Below are 16,695 nucleotides of genomic sequence, written 5' to 3'. Positions count from 1 at the left end.
TCTCCAATAGCTTTATCGTCCCGTTATATTATAATATTAATGTATAATAACCCCTATAAATTCCGGTTTTGCCCCCTATCCATGGGATTTTAAGTATGTTAATTTGTGTCACCAATTAACCAGTACTCTCATCAACTATCGGGAGAAGCACACCTATTAACCTAAAAAATCTTTATTATGAAAAATTTAACTTTTGTTTTAATCGCATTTATTGTGATTACATCGTTTTTTGCATGTAGAAAAGATAATGCAGCCACCGCCAACTCCGCGGTAAATACTTCAGCCAGTCATCTTGCAACCAATACGGTATCATGGGTAAATGTCATTCCTTCTACCTCCTTTAGCTCGTACAGCACTTATTGGAATGACCTGTATCCCTGGGGATCTGATCATAATGGGTCTGCCCGTATGCGCTCTCAAAATATTTCAGTTTCCGGAGGTGTGCTTACACTAACCAGTGCGCCCAGCGGCAGCGTTGGCAACAGCAATAAAGATCCATATTTACCGATCCATTATTATTCCGGGACGGTTTATGCCAAGACCGTACCTGTAGTAACCGACTCCTGGCCTAAGTGGCATTTTAAAGGTGAATTTCAGTGCGAATCACAAACTGGCACATGGCCTGCCTTTTGGGTTACAGGAGCTGACTCATGGCCACCAGAAAGCGATTTTATGGAATTTAAAGGAAGTGCAACCTGCTGGACAAACACCTACAAAAATGCAAGCGGAGGCTGGTCGAGTGTGGGTACAACTATTTCCAGCCCCGGAAACTGGCACACTTATTCGGTTTATATGACCAAGACCAATGCGACCGACGTGTCAATCGAATACTGGATAGATGGTGTTTTAAAAAGCACCCAAACGGGCGCTAACTTTGTCGGGAAAAACCTGAATATCATTATCGATTACCAAATGGAAGGGTCGTCAGGATCACCCGGTCCTACCGGTACCACTTACATGCGTGCAAGGAATGTAATTGTTGAAAAAAGCGCTACGTTATAATTTTAACCAAATTATAAACTTGCTTCTCCGGTACCGGTGATATTTCTGGTTCATTAAAACTAAAAAGGGTATGTATGCGCAAAAGCGAAATACGTGCCCTTTTAGCTATTACTTTCAAAAATAGACCCATACATAATTTATAAATAAATTAATCAATACTACAATAACTTTCCCAAATTGCAGATTGAGCATAGTAATACTATCCATTTTTTTTAAAAGCGGATAATATATCTTAACTTATGCAACAATATCATAATTACCAATTATGTTCCGATTACTCTTTATAGATGACAGTAAACTTGACCATATTATACTGGATAAGCTTATTGCAGGAATTGAAGATTTTAACCCCGTATCACATAGTTACGACGGTGAAGATGCGTTAAAATCATTGATAGACAACCCGGCGGACTGCCCGGATGTTATTTTTCTGGACATTAGAATGCCCAGGTTTGATGGCTGGGATTTCCTTGAAGGTTTTGTGGATCTGCAATCCATACTGCCGGTTAAACCACTGCTCTATGTATTTTCGTCGTCAATTGACCCAACCGACAAGGAGCGGGCACTCAGCTATGATTTTGTCACCGGCTTTTTTAGCAAACCTGTTTCAAGGCCGGTGCTTGAGCTGGTATTAGCGGCCTGTATTGAGCGCTCGAAAACATAAGGATGATTACCCATTTCACAGGTGTTCAATTTTTAAAAGTGTGAACACTTTGTATTTTCCGCCAAAAAAATAGTGCTAATAATCAACAACTTACATCTGTGTTAAAATACACCAAACCGTGTTTTGAACAAACTATCATTGATAATCAAGCTGTTACAAAATAGCATTTCCAAAAGTTGAACACCCGTTTTTAAAAAATTGAACACTGACAAGATGTTGTCAGTTTGTATCGCCGGTGCAAGGTTGAGCCGGCGTAGCTTTGATACAAATCATGAACATGTTTTGCTGTTTGCGCTCCGGCTGTGAGAGCCATGCTTAGTATAATAAAAGGTTAGGTTTTTCACAAACTTAGCATGTGTTTTATTTGTCGGCTTTCCACCAATCATTGGGAAGCGGCAAAACATCTTTACTACTCGCAGCTATTGATTTATAAAAAAATGATACCAACGAAGTATCGGTCGGGATTTCATCGCCCACTTTATAAACATTTTTTAGATTTTCAAAGTAATCCCCCCGAATGTATGATATCGAAGCAGGTATAATATTTTCTTCCTTGGCATCATACCACTCCGGCTTATCTACCGAGAAGATCCTATTGGTTTTGCGATCAACAATGAAAATACCAGCTGAACTGTATAAAAATTTCCTATTAAACGTGGAGTCTTTAATGAGTGATTTGCTACGTATATCAAACCCGTAAAGATAAGCCCTGATACCTTTCCCTAAGTCTTCAGATGTGGTAAGAAACACATGGTTATTAAAGATAAGACTCTTGTGTCTTTTAAAGGAATTTCCCTTTATTTCATATATCCCACTGTACACATGGCTTGAATCTATATTCAAGTCCCCCGGGATAAGGAACTTTAAAGTGTCGAATGTTAGATATTTATTGTTTTCGACCAAAGATAGCCTCATTAATGAATCAACATTAATCTCTTTTGGTGATGATGTAACATCTCGGCTGGCAGTTGGCTTACGTTGGCATGAAGACAAGAAGTAAACGCATATTAGTAGATATCCAAGGATGACTTTAGTGTTCATATCTCAAATATTAGTGATTGTTTTGAAGGTCTGATTTCCATATAAACTCTGCCTATTTTTTGTAACCCCTTTATGATATACCTTACCAAGAATATCAACAGTAATATCATTACCAGCAATACAGTCATCTCAGCAGGCCAGTTTCTATCCAAATTATTAAAAAAAACTGTTGTCGCACTGGCATAATCAAAAAATGTCGCCATTTTCCCACCTAGTATTAAACTATATTGGGTCTTATGCTTTATAGCGCCCCAATTTATTGCATAACCAAATTTCAGGGCAATAACCAAATTTCAGGGCAATAACCAATCCTAAATCACCACCCCTCTTGCAATCCTCCCCCTTAAATTCTGTAAAGCTCCCTGCCAAAAAAAGAATCTCATCCATTAATGAGTATAATAAAACCCTGTGCGTGTCTTTATGGTGATTGAGCGGATAGGGCCAATCATTACACTAAGTCATAAACCTAAAAATTTAAAAACTATGAGTTTTTTTTACCAAAAAAAGTATTCGGCAAGGTGCCTTTTAGTTTTTTTGCTGCTGGTAGGCATGGGCTATCATGCTGCGGCGCAAAGCCGTCAAATCAGCGGTACTGTCACAGATTCAACCTCCAGGGAACCCTTGCCTGGTGTAACTGTGCAGGTTATTGGCACTACCAATGGCGTTCAAACTGATGTAAACGGCAAGTACAAACTAACCGTTAATCCCGGAGCAAAGTTATCTTTCGCTTTTGTGGGTTATAACACGCGTAAAGTCGCTGTTGGCGATGACCCTGTTATTAACATTCAGTTATCAGGCAAAAGAAGCGATCTGGAAGAGGTTGTAGTGGTTGCTTACGGTACACAAAAAAAACCATCGGTGGTAGGCGCCATTGCCACGGTGAGCTCAAAAGTTTTTGAAGACCGCGGACCAACTAATAACCCTATTGCCAATTTACAGGGCCAGGTTCCGGGCATGGTGGTAACCAGGAGCTCGGCGCAGCCGGGTCGCGAAAACTGGAACTTTCAGATCCGCGGTGCAACCTCCGTTAACGGACAGGATCCTTTGGTCATTTTGGATGGGGTTGCCCTTAACAATAACAACGAGCTAAACTCTATCAACCCTAATGATATCGACAATATCTCAGTTTTGAAGGATGGCTCAGCTTCAATTTATGGTGCCCGTGCAGCTTATGGTGTTGTGCTGATCACTACCAAAAAAGGTAAAGCAGGTAAAATGGTGATCCAGTATGACCCTTCTGTGTCTCAGAAATTGTTAGGCCTTCAGCCCAAGATGACCAACATTGATCAGTGGGCAAATGGCCTGCTTCAGGCCCGAACAAATGATAATTATGGAGTAGCGCCAACAACCGACCTTTGGTATCAATTGGCCAACTTCGCGCTGGCCAATAAAGGCACGGTGGTACTGGCATCGCAGATTCCCGGAAACACCACCGGAGGTATCACTGCAAATTCGTTTTATAACGGCTTGCCTGTACCGGCATTCCTCGATGTAAAGGAACTCGACTTTATTGATGTATCACTGCAACAGTACATATGGGGAAGGGCTACTTCAACACAACACAATTTTTCGGTATCAGGCGGAACAGAAAAAAACACTTATCGTGTTTCGTTAGGGTATTTAAATGACGGCAGCCAGCTCCGGATAGGCAATAACGGTAATCAACGCTATAACCTCAGACTTAATAACAGCTACAGATTCAGCGATAAAGTGCAACTGGAAACCAATATTTCGCTTGAGCAAAACAACATCCAGCAGCCCACCATGTACACTTCCGGAAGTTACAGTGCGCTTGGAAACGGATTTCAGATCGGTTTGCCTATGTTCACGCAATCTGGCCGGCCATATCAGTGGGGAGGTGTAACAAGCCCTGCAGGGCTATTACGGGATGGGGGCGACAACCTGGAAAACAATAGCCGGGCACTGTTAAACTCAACGCTTACCTATAATTTCATGAAGCACCTCACCTTTACCGGAACAGCGGGATATAACGTTTGGTGGCAGGATGACCGTGTGCAAACCAAAACCGTTCGCCTTTATTCATACGATGATAAATATCTGACCGGGACTACCGCGCCGGCAGGTGGTACTTCGGGAGGGAGCCAAAACTATTTCCGTGCTAATATCAATGATAAATATTATAACCTGATAGGACGTGTTACCTATGCCAATACCTTTAACAAAGTACATGACGTATCATTAATGATCGGCAGCTCCTACGAAAGGGACGAGTATGATATGTTTAATACACGTACCTACAATTTGGGCAGCGATGATGTGCCTTCTTTAAATTTGGGGCTGAGCAGTTCGTTGGCCGGTTTTGTAACCAACGACGAACAGCGCAACCACTACGCCCTGGGTTCATATTTTGCAAGAGCTACCTACGCATATAAAGGCAAATATCTGTTTGAAGGAACCGGCAGGTATGATGGTTCTTCAAAATTTATTGCAGATAAACGCTGGAAACCATTTTATAGCCTCATGGGCGGCTGGCGCTTAGGCGAAGAAAGCTTCATCAAGAAAACAAATATTTTTAGCGAGTTAAAGCTACGGGCCTCTTACGCTACGTCGGGCAGCCAGGGTGGCATCGGCCTTTATGATTACCTGCAATCGCTTAATGTCGGCAATAGCAATACCCTTTTAGGTTCGGCGCTCGCAACCGCCACTACCACCACCGGAAACCTGGTTTCGCTTAACAGGACCTGGGAAACAGTGATTAAACGGAACATTGGTATTGATTTCGGTTTGCTAAACGGCCGCTTAAACGGAACTTTTGAAGTGTTCCGTAATCAGAATAAAAACATGCTGGTGAGTGTTACCTATCCGGCCGTTTTGGGTATTGGCGCGCCCCAGTCAAATAACGGCGACCTGAAAACCTGGGGATGGGAAGGGCAATTAACCTGGAGAGACCACGTTGGGCAGGTAACTTATAGTATTTCGGGTAATATTACCAACAGCCAAAACAAATTGGTATATTTTAACGGCGTTCCGGCATTAGGTGCAGGTTATAACGCCACTGTTGAGGGGTATCCGCTTGGATCATATTTCGGCCTTAAATACGGAGGCCGTTTCCAGACACAGGCACAGGTTGATACCTATAACTCCACTTATTATGCCCCCGGCGGTGTGATCAATACTATTGGCATCCCTGTAGCTACCCCTTTAACCAACCTGCCGGGTCAAAACTCAGGCTTACGTCCGGGAGATAATTATTTTGTTGATGTTAACGGCGATGGTAAACTTACTACAGGTACATCGGCAAAAGACATGGGCGACCTTGTTTATTTAGGCAGCGACATTCCGCGCTATACTTTTGGTTTGACATTAAGCCTGCAATGGAAAGGTTTTGATTTCACAAGCATTTTTCAAGGGGTAGGTAAACGGACAATATTCAGGGCCAATGGTAGTGCAAATAACTGGCGTGTACCTTTTGCCGCCGTTTATCAGGCGCAAACCACCCAATGGGTTGGTAAAACCTGGACCCCTGAAAATACGAATGCCTATTACCCTAACCTGCATAGCAATGGAATCAATGGTTACAACTACCAGATTTCGAGCTGGTCTGTCGAAAACGGCGCTTATGTACGCCTGAAAAACCTTGTTATCGGTTATACCTTACCAAAATCGTTAACAGAGCGCACCAAAGCTATCAGCCGTTTAAGGTTCTACATTTCGGGAAGCGACCTGTGGGAATACAGCAAAATTCATGATGGCTGGGATCCTGAAATGACCAGGACCACCGCAGGCAATGAGCGTTATCCATTTTACAGGTATGTAACCGTAGGCGCAAACATTACTTTTTAATTGAAATGATTATGAAAAATATTTACCGGAGGATCTTCAGTATCCTTTCAATAATTATTGTTACAGGCTTGTTCGCCTGCAACAAGTCACTTAACCTTAAACCACAGGACCAGCTATCGGATGCGGCATATTTTAAGTCGGCCAGTGATTTTAAAACATTTGCTAACCAATATTATGGTTATCTCCGTAATTTCAACAATTCGTTTGCAGATAACCCTCATTATGACGGGCGTGCCGATGTATTTGGCGGAGGTGGCGTGTATGGCGCAGGTATCAATACAGTACCGGCAAGTGATTCGTACTGGAATAATAATTACTCCCGGATCAGGAATTGCAATTATTTACTTGAAAAGGCCGCCACTTTCCCCGACCAGGCCAGCATCAGCCAGTTTGTTGCCGAAGCCAAATTTTTCAGGGCTTACTGCTACTTTGAATTACTGCAATTGTATGGCGGGGTTCCGCTGATCACCAAGACGCTGAACCTTGATTCGCCCGAATTATATGGCACCAGGGCTTCACGCGATCAGGTAGTTGATTTGATTGTTGCCGATCTGGAAGCGGCCATACCAAATCTGCCTGCATCCATCTTAGCCAATTCTGCAGATTTTGGCCGGGTGAGCAAACCTGCCGCGCAAGCGTTTTTAGGTAGGGTTGCACTTTATGAAGGCACCTGGCAAAAATTCAGAAACGGCGATGCAACCCGTTATAATATGCTGCTCGATAAATCGGCCGCGGCTTCCAGCGCGGTGATAACCAGCAATCAGTTTGCACTTTTTGGTACAGCAGCTTCAAATGCCTTGGGTGGTAACAGTACCATATTGGGCGACTCTGCGCAGAAATACCTTTTTATCCTCGAAAATCCAAAATCAAACCCGGCTTCAGTTACCAAAACTGCTAATCATGAGTACCTTTTATCGTACCGTTATGATGATATCAGCAAAACAATCGGAACAAATATCAGCAGGCAGGGAACGCAGATTGGGCCTCAGCATAAATACGTGAACGCGTTTTTGTGCCAGGATGGATTGCCTATTGAAAAATCGCCCCTGTTCCAGGGTTTTGAAACTTACGGATCGGAATTTATAAACCGCGATAATCGTTTAAAGTATACTATCCAGGTTAACAATATGTACTACTGGTACGGTAACGCCAATTACCGGGTAACCTGGCTAAATGACGCCGCTGATATTGCTTTATCTATGGGAAAAGTTGTTAAGATTGGCGGTTATACCAATCAAAAATGGGTAACCGAACGCAACTGTCCGGATACCAAAGAGTCGGAAGATTACCCGGTGATCCGCTATGCCGAAGTATTGCTGAACTATGCTGAAGCGGTTTATGAACGTGACGGGGCCATAACAGATGCCGATCTCAACAAATCGCTCAACCTGGTGCGCCTGCGTGTTAATAAAAATATGCCGCCATTAACCAATGGTTTCGCAGGTGCAAACGGATTGGATCTGCGTACGGAGATCAGGAGGGAACGCTTTATTGAGCTTTATTATGAAAACTTCCGGTTTGACGATATTAAGCGCTGGCATAGTGCCGCTACCGACCTGGTTAGCAACACCGGCGGTACCGCTTATGGAAACATCAGTGCTTTTGTAAGCCCATGGCCGGTAGGCATTAAATTTAAAGGTACACAGGCCGATGTTGGGCCAAACGCTTTAAAGCCAGCCCCTACCAACGCGTTAGATGCCAACGGTCAGCTCATCCTTGACAATACAGCGCGTAATTTTTCGGAAAAAAATTATTTATATCCGATTCCGGCGCAACAAATTACCCTTAATCCAGCGTTAACACAAAATCCGGGCTGGTAAATTTATTTAAACAATCAAAAGGCTGCCTCAGGGACAGCCTTTTGATTGTTATGTGTTATCACCCTATAATTACAAACCTGGCCTAAACAGTTGCTCCCGTCAAGACGTTTAAACAAGAAGGTAGTTGTTAATTTGGGCATTGTCAATTTATAGCAGGCGTTGCTCTACCTGATCCTGATCAGATAAAATTGATCCAAAGTAGTATTCCTCTTCTTTTTGATGATAAAGGGCAAGCTCAGGTTTTCATGAGGAAAATCATGGAAAGCTTTTATTATAGTATAAGCAATCCCTTTGTTTTTTAATTCGGCTACCGCTTTTTCATCGGCTACTATAATCCGGCTTTTCAGACTGTCGGTTTTCAAGATAGCATCAACATTAGTATAAGCCACTTCGCCTTTGTAATAAAAATCGAAGGTATTTGATAAAACCGCGGCGCTTACTTTTTGCCGCGGGTAATTTTGATTAAGATATTCGGCGGCCGAAAGGTCCCCGCGGTAATCAACAATAATAGGATAAGCTACGGTCACCAGGTAGGCATTCACTAAAACAGACACGGCGCAGGTAAATAAAAATACAGGCTGATAAATTTGTGTTGGCTTTTTATAAATGTAGATGGACAACCCAATAAACCCTGCAATCAACAAAACAAATACCGGCCAGCATTCGGGCGCGAAAATGAAATTAAGCACGATAACAGCAACCAATAAAAGCCCTGTCATGATATATTGAGTTATCTTGAAAAACTTTAACCCGGCGCCAGCTTTTAATGAACTAATAAAAACCGCAGTTATAATAGCAAAAAACGGGAACAGGATATTAGTGTAAAAAGGCAGTTGAAATTTGGAAGCTGAAAAGATCAGCAACATTAATACGCTTCCCGAGATACACAGATACTCGGGCTGGGTTATACCTTTAATCATTTTCCTGACAGTAGCATAAAGCGCGCAGAACAAGATAATAGCCCATGGTGCGAAAGCCCACAGCAGGGTATGAACAAAAAATAGTTTGTCGCCGTGTGTATTCGTAATATAACCGTTATTGTTGAAACGCCCAAACTGGCTGTCCCACAAAAACCAGTGGATGCCTGAAATCCTGGTGCGACCGAAAACAACTTTTTCGGGGTGAAGGTCAAACTGGGTATACACCGAATAAATTTCGGGTAAAGTAAATATCACCACCAATATAAAAGAAAGCAGCCATTTCCAGTGGAACACGCCTTTGATATTCCCCTTAAATAAATAATCGCCAATGATAGCCGCACCTATCGGGATAAGCAGGTAGATGCCTTTAGTCATTACCGCGCAAGCTGTAAATATGGATGCCAGCAGCACATTGGCCATGCTGAACCGTTCCTTTACTTTATAAAAGTAATAAACAGCGCCCATCAGCAAGCCCATGATATAAGGCTCGGCACGTACATCCGTATTTGACATTACGCTGTGTTGAGCGGTAAGCAGGATCAGGATAGCGATAATCGCTGTTTCATCGCCATAAAACTTTTTGGCAAGCTTGTAAGTGTACGCCACCGACATGAAAAAAAACAGCAGGGCGGGCAATTTATAAGCAAAAGTATTGATGCCGAAAATCTTAAAACTGATAGCGATAATCCAGAAGGGGAAATGCGGTTTATCCAGCCAGTCGGCACCGTGATACATCAGATCGGTAAAGTTATTGCTTTGTGCCATGCTCCGGGCCAGGGCCGAATACAAAGCCCCATCATCAGTAAAGAATTTGATGCCGATACCGGCTACATTAAGCACGATAGCTAATAACAGCACAATAAAATAAGGCCGTTTTTGCGATGAAAAAATTGAAGCTGCTGTACTCTCCACTAAAAATATTTATGCCCAAAAATAGCTGAATTTTAATTATTCCAGGGCAGGTATTTGGGTTGATCATGGTTGATCAGTTCGGGCTTGGCCGAATTTAACGCATGCCCGTTTAAAACCTGTTCGTATAAGGCAAGGTAAGCTGAGGCCATCTTGCCGATATTAAAGTTATCAACCGCATATTGATGGCAGTATTGCTTATTGAAGCTGTCAACATTTTTCAACCCAATGGCCAATTCTGTTTTACTTGCAGAAAGCAAGCCAACTTCAGCGGGCACCAGTTCGGGCAACGATCCGTAAGGCGTACCAAAAACCGGGCAGCCGAAATAAAGACTTTCAACAATAGCAATTCCAAATGGCTCATGCCACAGTACCGGGAAAAGCAGGGCTTTTGAACTGTTCATTACAACTGACTTCGCTTCATCGCCCACCATCCCTTTGAAACGGACATTTAAGTTGGGTGTAAAGCGTAATCCCATTTTCAGGTTGAGGCGGGTACCTCCAAGTACAACCAGTTTATTGCCACTCATTGTTGCTACATCGATAGCCCCTTTTACATTTTTAACGCGCCAGGCAGCTTTAGCCAGAAAATGGGTATGGATGCGCTTATTATCGAGCATAGGTTTTTGATAATCAGCCGTATCTATGGCATTATGCACAAAAACTATTGAGCCATGCCTTTGTGCATGATTGGCTGACACAAATACCGAGTTAACATCTAATTGCAAACCACCAGGGTTATTATGAACAGTTACGATATAAGGCTTTTTAGTAAAACCACTCACCTGGAATTGGAAGTGTACCACGTCAATATCATCAGGCACCTGTTGGTTGATATCAACAGCCGGATCGTAGATGAGCACTTTTGCAAAGGGACAGGTTGAGCCTGCACCTACCAGGTAAGTAACCTTGTGACCAAGCCTGTTTAACTCACGGCCAAGCCACCAGATAATTCGTTCGGTGCCGCCATATTTTGTTGCCGGGATTGGGGTGTTGTTTACGATGAGGATATTCATAGATGTTGGAGGCAAAGGTAATATTAGGAGTGTAATAAATTATTTCTTTATCGCTATCGATCGTTAAACTCTTTTAAACGAATAAAGCAGAATCATTATATTTGTTATATGGACACGCTAAAAATTAGTATACTAAATCCAAAAGCATTAAAGCTTTTAAAAGATCTTGCCGCACTTGATCTTATAGCTATTCAGGACAATTCTAAAACCGGATTTCAAGACGTCTTAAAACGACTACGCAATAAAAATTCAGACCTTACTCTTGAAGAGATCACAAGGGAGGTTAAAACTATTCGTGCAAGGCGTTATGCCAAATAATATTATTAAAGTAATTTTAGACACCAATTTATGGATAAGCTTTCTTATCAGAAAAGATTATTCCAAGCTTGATGCTTTACTTTTTAGTGGTCGAATTAGACTTATCTTCAGTAAGGAGCTATTGCAAGAGTTTTTAGATGTCGCAAGGAGACCGAAATTCAGGCGATACTTCTCTTCGATTGATATTTTAGACATTATCGAAACTATTGAAGAATTTGCCGAATTTATAGAAGTGCAAATTTCTGTAAAAGCATGTAGGGACGAAAAAGATAACTTTCTTTTAGCTTTAGCCGTCGACTCAAAAGCTTCTTATTTATTGACCGGCGACCTTGATCTTTTAGAACTGAAATCATATCACCATACGATTATAACAACGATTGCTGATTTTTTTGAGCTCTCTATTTCCTAAACCACTTTCTACTGGCCACCAATAACCCAAATTCTTCTGATGGATATTTCTCCGTTGACTTATGATGGATTTTATGCGCCCGGCGAATCCCGACTAAGTACCGGTTGTCACTTTTGAAAGCCTTGAAACGGTTATGGATAAACCAATCGTGAAAAATGAAATAAATGATCCCGTAGATGCTTATACCTGTACCTGTCCAAAACCGATAGTCCAAATTTAAATGTCCCATCCACATCAGCCATAAGGCGCAACCTGCAAAGCCGATGCTGAACAGGTCGTTCAGTTCAAACCAGCCATGCCTTTGTTGATGATGTGTTTTGTGAATAAACCATAATGGCCCATGGAAAAGGTATTTATGCATAGCCCAGGAGATGAGTTCCATCAACGCAATGGTTAATACTACAATTCCTATATCTGCCAATACTATCATATCATTTAGCGGTTAAGCTTCGGGCTATCAGGTCTTTCATCTTTTGGGTATTTTCATCTCCGTAATCACCGTAGCCGGTCTTCTTTAAAATCAACTTCCCTTTCTTATTAAAGATAATCACCGTTGGATATCCTCTGAAACCAAACTGCCTGTCGGGGCATTTGGTTTTATCCTCAGGCGTATATTTTGCTAATACCTTACCGGTGTAAATCTTTTCGTTACAACCTGGTATAAAATACACAGGCAATTTAAAATCGTCCCGCATACTGTAATGTTTATACAGGTTAACAAAGTTAGTCATCGATTTATCCTGTGTTATAAACCGCTTAACTATCCCGCTATCGGTTTGGCATAGGGTTATGAAACAAAATTTTTTATTGTCTTTATATTGGGCGTAAAGCTTGTGCAGCATGCCCATTTCACGAAAACAAGGCGGACAGGGCACAAACCAGCAATCAATAAACAGCACTTTATTTTGGCCTAATTGCTTTAGCGTGGTATGCTTTCCGTTGATGTCGTAAACCTCAATGTTAGGTATTGATTTAATTTTTGGGGGTTGTGCATGAACTACACAGCCAAGCAAAATAAAAAATGCGAATAAGGAGCAGGTTATTACTTTCATAGCCGAAGTATTTACCGCTAACTTAAAATTAAAAAAGCGGCTATCAAATGATAACCGCTTTTAAATATTTGAAATTAAAAATCCGACATCGAAAATCCGATATCCGAAATTATTAAATATGTATCGCCCTGTTTTCAGTGGCAGCCAAACATGCTTCACGCATCGCTTCGGTATAGGTTGGGTGGGCATGGCTCATACGCGAAATATCTTCGGCACTTGCACGGTACTCCATCGCTACAACGGCTTCGGCTATCATATCGGCAGCACGCGGACCAATCATGTGTACACCTAAAATTTCGTCGGTAGTGGCATCGGCCAATACTTTTACAAAGCCGTCCAGGTCGCCACTGGCGCGGGCACGACCGCTGGCCTTGAACGGGAACGAACCTGTTTTGTATTTAACACCTGCTGCTTTCAGCTGCTCTTCTGTTTGACCAACAGCGGCAACTTCCGGCCAGGTATAAACTACACCGGGGATCAAGTTGTAATCAATATGTGGTTTTTGGCCGGCAATAATTTCGGCAACCAACGTACCTTCATCTTCGGCTTTGTGGGCAAGCATAGCGCCCTTAATCACATCGCCAATAGCGTAAACACCTTTAACTTTGGTTTCCAGGTGTTCATCAACTGTAATTTTACGGCCACGTTCTTCAACGGTAATGCCGATATTCTCTAAACCTAAACCATCGGTGTAAGCTATACGACCTACGGCTACCAGGCAGTAATCACCTTTAAGTTCCAGCTTTTCGCCTTTGGGTGTATCACAGCTAACGGTTACTTCCTTACCTTTTACGGTAGCGCCGGTAACTTTATGGCCCAGGTAAAATTCCATACCCAGTTTGGTCAGTACTTTTTGTAATTCGCGGCCCAAGCCTTTATCCATAGTTGGGATAATGCCGTCCATAAACTCAATTACAGATACTTTGGCGCCTAAACGGGCATAAACCGAACCCAGCTCCAAACCGATAACGCCGCCACCGATCAACACCAGGTGTTTTGGTACTTCGCTCAGGCTTAATGCTTCGGTTGATGTAATAATGCGTTTTTTATCGATAGGCAAAAATGGCAATGCCGATGGTTTTGAACCAGTAGCGATGATCACATTTTTACCGGTAATTTCGGCAACAGTACCATCGTTCTTTTTAACAGTAATGGTGTTTTTATTTTTGAATGATCCTACACCAAAGTGAGTGTCGATCTTGTTTTTCTTCATCAGGTAGCTGATACCGCTGGTGTTAGCATCAACAACTTCCTGTTTGCGTTTAATCATCTGCCCAAAATCTATCGAAAGATCTTTAAGGTTGATGCCATGGGTTTTAAAAGCATGGGCAGCATTGTGGTAATGTTCAGACGAATCAAGCAGCGCCTTCGACGGGATACAACCTACGTTAAGGCAGGTACCGCCAAGGGTATTATACTTTTCAACAATAGCGGTTTTTAAACCAAGCTGGGCACAGCGGATAGCGGCTACATAACCACCGGGGCCCGAACCTATAACTATAACATCATATTGCATAGTAGTGTGTATTTTATGGTGGGCAAAGTTAAGGATTATTGTCTGAACCTGAATTTATCGAATTAAGGAATTATCAGAATACCAGGCAAATTCAATAAATTCATTTAATTCAGACAAAATCACGACAATCCTTTAATCCCATAAATCATGGTTCAGATTTATCCCATACCAACCACATTTTATCCCATTTTGTAACAGAACCATTGATAAATCGGTTTATCGTTAACTCTTTATTAAATTTAACCCAATTTAACACGACTGATCTCATGAAGAAAATTAACTTATTTTTTGTGCTGGCATTATTATATACCGGCGTTAATGCTCAAAGCAACTATGTAAAGGAGCATTTTACCAAAAAAGAGGTGTACATCACCATGCGCGATGGTGTAAAACTGTTCACCTCTATTTATACCCCAAAGGATGCTTCATCGCAAAATAAGTACCCGATGATGATGATGCGTACCTGCTACAGCATCGCCCCTTACGGCGAGGATAAATATCCTCAAAGGCTTGGCCCGTCTGAAATTATGATGAAAGAAGGCTACATTTTTGTTTACCAGGACGTACGCGGCCGTTGGAAAAGTGAAGGCACCTGGACCAACATGAGCCCGGTTATCGATAACAAAAAAAGCAAAAAAGATGTTGACGAAGGTTCTGACACCTATGATACTATCGACTGGCTGGTAAAAAACGTAGCCAACAACAACGGTAAAGTCGGGCAGTATGGCATCTCCTACCCGGGCTTTTATACCGCGGCAGGCATCCTTTCAAACCACCCGGCCCTAAAAGCTTCATCTCCGCAGGCCCCTATTTCTGATTTCTTTTTTGACGATTTTCACCACAACGGTGCCTTCATTGAAGGGTACTTTTTCACCTTCCCGGTATTTGGTGTTCAAAAAACTGATACAACCAGCAAAGCCTGGTACTCCATGCTTAAACCCGATAGCAAAGATGGCTATCAGTACCTGTTAGATCTTGGCCCGCTAAAAAATGCCGATAAATTTTATCATGATAACTTCTTCTGGCAGGAAACTATTAACCACCCTAACTACGATGAGTTTTGGCAAAAACGCGGTTTGCTGAAACATTACGGCAAAGTAAAACCTGCGGTGATGCTGGTTGGCGGCTGGTTTGATGCCGAAGACTTAACCGGTCCGCTGGCAATTTATAAAACCATTAACAAGTCAGATCCAAATGCATATAACACCATAGTAATGGGGCCATTTGGTCACGGCCGCTGGTCGCGCGAAACAGGGCATACTATGCATAGCAATGTTTACTTTGGCGATAGCGTGGCTACCTTCTACCAAAAAAACATTGAAGCTAAATTCTTCAACCACTTCCTGAAAGGTAAGGGCGATAAAAATTCCGGCTTACCAAATGCATACATGTTTAATACCGGCAAAAAGGAATGGGCAACATTTGATAAATGGCCTGCTGCCAATGCCGTACACGAAAAAATGTTTTTAGGTGCCGATGGTAAGCTTGTAAATACCCAACCTTCCGCAGCAGGTTCAGTTTCATACATCAGCGATCCGCTTAAACCGGTTCCTTATACTGAGGATAATACCACTACCATGGGCTTTACGCCGCACAATTACATGAGCGAAGATCAGCGTTTTGCAGGCCGCCGCCCGGATGTGCTGGTTTACCAAAGCGAGGTATTAAACGATGATGTTACCCTTGGCGGTGAGGTCATGGCGCACCTTAAAATTGCCACCACTGGCACCGACGCCGATTTTGTTGTGAAACTGATTGACGTTTATCCGCCCGATGAACCCAACAACCCATACATGCCAAACAAAAACATTATCCTGAGCAATTACTGGCAAATGGTACGTTCGGAAGTAATGCCGGCACGTTTCCGTAACAGCTTTGAAAAACCGGAAGCACTGGTAGCTAATCAGAAAACCGATGTGAATTTCCGCCTGCAGGATGTGCTGCACACCTTCAAAAAAGGTCACCGTATCATGATCCAGGTACAAAGCACCTGGTTCCCGATAGTAGCGCGCAATCCACAAAAATTTGTGGAGAACCCGTATAAGGCTGATGAAAGTGATTATATCAAAGCAACCGAAACGGTTTACAACGATAGCTATATTGATGTGCAGGTTTTGAAGTAGTTTATAGTGATTAGAGGTTGGAGGTCAGAGATTAGTTTTTTTCTCCGATGTCATTTCCGTAGGGAGAAATCTCCTACGCACGAAGAGTAGGCTTGAAAAGC

General features: G+C 42.4%; 14 protein-coding genes. 7 read left to right on the top strand and 7 right to left on the bottom strand.

Annotated features, from left to right (window positions below; all coding sequences use genetic code 11):
* The first annotated feature begins 177 nt into the window (after positions 1-177).
* Together ACEN82_RS00760 and ACEN82_RS00755 are read left to right on the top strand one after the other, a co-directional pair.
* Positions 178-1,002 (top strand): family 16 glycosylhydrolase, encoded by an 825-nt coding sequence (locus ACEN82_RS00760; RefSeq protein WP_413319558.1) that lies wholly within the window; start codon positions 178-180, stop codon positions 1,000-1,002.
* 265 nt (positions 1,003-1,267) lie between these two features.
* Positions 1,268-1,666, top strand: coding sequence for a response regulator (locus tag ACEN82_RS00755; RefSeq protein ID WP_413319560.1), 399 nt, complete (start codon positions 1,268-1,270; stop codon positions 1,664-1,666).
* Between the two features lie 360 nt (positions 1,667-2,026).
* Here the strand turns inward: ACEN82_RS00755 and ACEN82_RS00750 are convergent, their stop codons facing one another.
* Entirely contained in the window at positions 2,027-2,707 is a 681-nt protein-coding gene (locus ACEN82_RS00750; RefSeq protein WP_413319562.1) for a hypothetical protein, read from the bottom strand.
* 234 nt (positions 2,708-2,941) lie between these two features.
* Entirely contained in the window at positions 2,942-3,094 is a 153-nt protein-coding gene (locus ACEN82_RS00745; RefSeq protein ID WP_413319564.1) for a hypothetical protein, read from the bottom strand.
* A gap of 96 nt (positions 3,095-3,190) precedes the next feature.
* Here ACEN82_RS00745 and ACEN82_RS00740 point away from each other — a divergent pair, with 96 nt between their 5' ends.
* Positions 3,191-6,511, top strand: a complete 3,321-nt coding sequence (locus tag ACEN82_RS00740; protein WP_413319566.1) for a SusC/RagA family TonB-linked outer membrane protein — start codon at positions 3,191-3,193, stop codon at positions 6,509-6,511.
* Between the two features lie 11 nt (positions 6,512-6,522).
* Positions 6,523-8,331, top strand: coding sequence for a RagB/SusD family nutrient uptake outer membrane protein (locus ACEN82_RS00735; protein WP_413319568.1), 1,809 nt, complete (start codon positions 6,523-6,525; stop codon positions 8,329-8,331).
* Positions 8,332-8,495: 164 nt separating this feature from the next.
* Here ACEN82_RS00735 and ACEN82_RS00730 read toward each other — a convergent pair whose 3' ends face one another.
* Complete coding sequence (locus ACEN82_RS00730; protein WP_413319570.1) at positions 8,496-10,163, bottom strand: glycosyltransferase family 39 protein; 1,668 nt, start codon at positions 10,161-10,163, stop codon at positions 8,496-8,498.
* 32 nt (positions 10,164-10,195) lie between these two features.
* On the bottom strand, positions 10,196-11,176 hold the full coding sequence (locus ACEN82_RS00725) for a glycosyltransferase (RefSeq protein WP_413319572.1): 981 nt from the start codon (positions 11,174-11,176) through the stop codon (positions 10,196-10,198).
* Between the two features lie 108 nt (positions 11,177-11,284).
* On the opposite strand from ACEN82_RS00725, the gene ACEN82_RS00720 reads away from it, so the two are divergent.
* Positions 11,285-11,494: a hypothetical protein gene (locus ACEN82_RS00720; RefSeq protein WP_413319574.1), complete on the top strand. Its 210-nt coding sequence runs from the start codon at positions 11,285-11,287 to the stop codon at positions 11,492-11,494.
* Positions 11,484-11,903: a putative toxin-antitoxin system toxin component, PIN family gene (locus ACEN82_RS00715; RefSeq protein ID WP_413319576.1), complete on the top strand. Its 420-nt coding sequence runs from the start codon at positions 11,484-11,486 to the stop codon at positions 11,901-11,903. The genes ACEN82_RS00720 and ACEN82_RS00715 overlap by 11 nt, the downstream gene beginning before the upstream one ends.
* Here ACEN82_RS00715 and ACEN82_RS00710 read toward each other — a convergent pair.
* From ACEN82_RS00710 to lpdA, 3 genes are all read right to left on the bottom strand, one after another.
* Positions 11,893-12,333: a sterol desaturase family protein gene (locus tag ACEN82_RS00710; RefSeq protein ID WP_413319578.1), complete on the bottom strand. Its 441-nt coding sequence runs from the start codon at positions 12,331-12,333 to the stop codon at positions 11,893-11,895. The genes ACEN82_RS00715 and ACEN82_RS00710 overlap by 11 nt on opposite strands.
* Position 12,334: 1 nt before the next feature.
* A complete protein-coding gene (locus ACEN82_RS00705; RefSeq protein ID WP_413319580.1) occupies positions 12,335-12,955 on the bottom strand; it encodes a TlpA family protein disulfide reductase in 621 nt (206 codons plus the stop codon).
* Between the two features lie 112 nt (positions 12,956-13,067).
* Positions 13,068-14,471, bottom strand: coding sequence for a dihydrolipoyl dehydrogenase (gene lpdA / locus ACEN82_RS00700; RefSeq protein ID WP_413319582.1), 1,404 nt, complete (start codon positions 14,469-14,471; stop codon positions 13,068-13,070).
* Between the two features lie 266 nt (positions 14,472-14,737).
* On the opposite strand from lpdA, the gene ACEN82_RS00695 reads away from it, so the two are divergent.
* Complete coding sequence (locus tag ACEN82_RS00695) at positions 14,738-16,594, top strand: CocE/NonD family hydrolase (protein WP_413319584.1); 1,857 nt, start codon at positions 14,738-14,740, stop codon at positions 16,592-16,594.
* Positions 16,595-16,695: the final 101 nt, after the last annotated feature.

The organism is Mucilaginibacter sp. Mucisp73, from assembly GCF_059491465.1.
The sequence above is the reverse complement of the archived record's forward strand: the minus strand, read 5'-3'. Positions and strand labels throughout refer to the sequence as shown.

What these genes read in the sequence shown, in the direction of transcription:
- ACEN82_RS00760 (WP_413319558.1), top strand. Translation starts at nt 178, where the DNA reads ATGAAAAATTTAACTTTTGTTTTAATCGCATTTATTGTGATTACATCG.
- ACEN82_RS00755 (WP_413319560.1), top strand. Translation starts at nt 1,268, where the DNA reads ATGTTCCGATTACTCTTTATAGATGACAGTAAACTTGACCATATTATA.
- ACEN82_RS00750 (WP_413319562.1), bottom strand. Translation starts at nt 2,707, where the DNA reads ATGAACACTAAAGTCATCCTTGGATATCTACTAATATGCGTTTACTTC.
- ACEN82_RS00745 (WP_413319564.1), bottom strand. Translation starts at nt 3,094, where the DNA reads ATGGATGAGATTCTTTTTTTGGCAGGGAGCTTTACAGAATTTAAGGGG.
- ACEN82_RS00740 (WP_413319566.1), top strand. Translation starts at nt 3,191, where the DNA reads ATGAGTTTTTTTTACCAAAAAAAGTATTCGGCAAGGTGCCTTTTAGTT.
- ACEN82_RS00735 (WP_413319568.1), top strand. Translation starts at nt 6,523, where the DNA reads ATGAAAAATATTTACCGGAGGATCTTCAGTATCCTTTCAATAATTATT.
- ACEN82_RS00725 (WP_413319572.1), bottom strand. Translation starts at nt 11,176, where the DNA reads ATGAATATCCTCATCGTAAACAACACCCCAATCCCGGCAACAAAATAT.
- ACEN82_RS00720 (WP_413319574.1), top strand. Translation starts at nt 11,285, where the DNA reads ATGGACACGCTAAAAATTAGTATACTAAATCCAAAAGCATTAAAGCTT.
- ACEN82_RS00715 (WP_413319576.1), top strand. Translation starts at nt 11,484, where the DNA reads ATGCCAAATAATATTATTAAAGTAATTTTAGACACCAATTTATGGATA.
- ACEN82_RS00710 (WP_413319578.1), bottom strand. Translation starts at nt 12,333, where the DNA reads ATGATAGTATTGGCAGATATAGGAATTGTAGTATTAACCATTGCGTTG.
- ACEN82_RS00705 (WP_413319580.1), bottom strand. Translation starts at nt 12,955, where the DNA reads ATGAAAGTAATAACCTGCTCCTTATTCGCATTTTTTATTTTGCTTGGC.
- lpdA (WP_413319582.1), bottom strand. Translation starts at nt 14,471, where the DNA reads ATGCAATATGATGTTATAGTTATAGGTTCGGGCCCCGGTGGTTATGTA.
- ACEN82_RS00695 (WP_413319584.1), top strand. Translation starts at nt 14,738, where the DNA reads ATGAAGAAAATTAACTTATTTTTTGTGCTGGCATTATTATATACCGGC.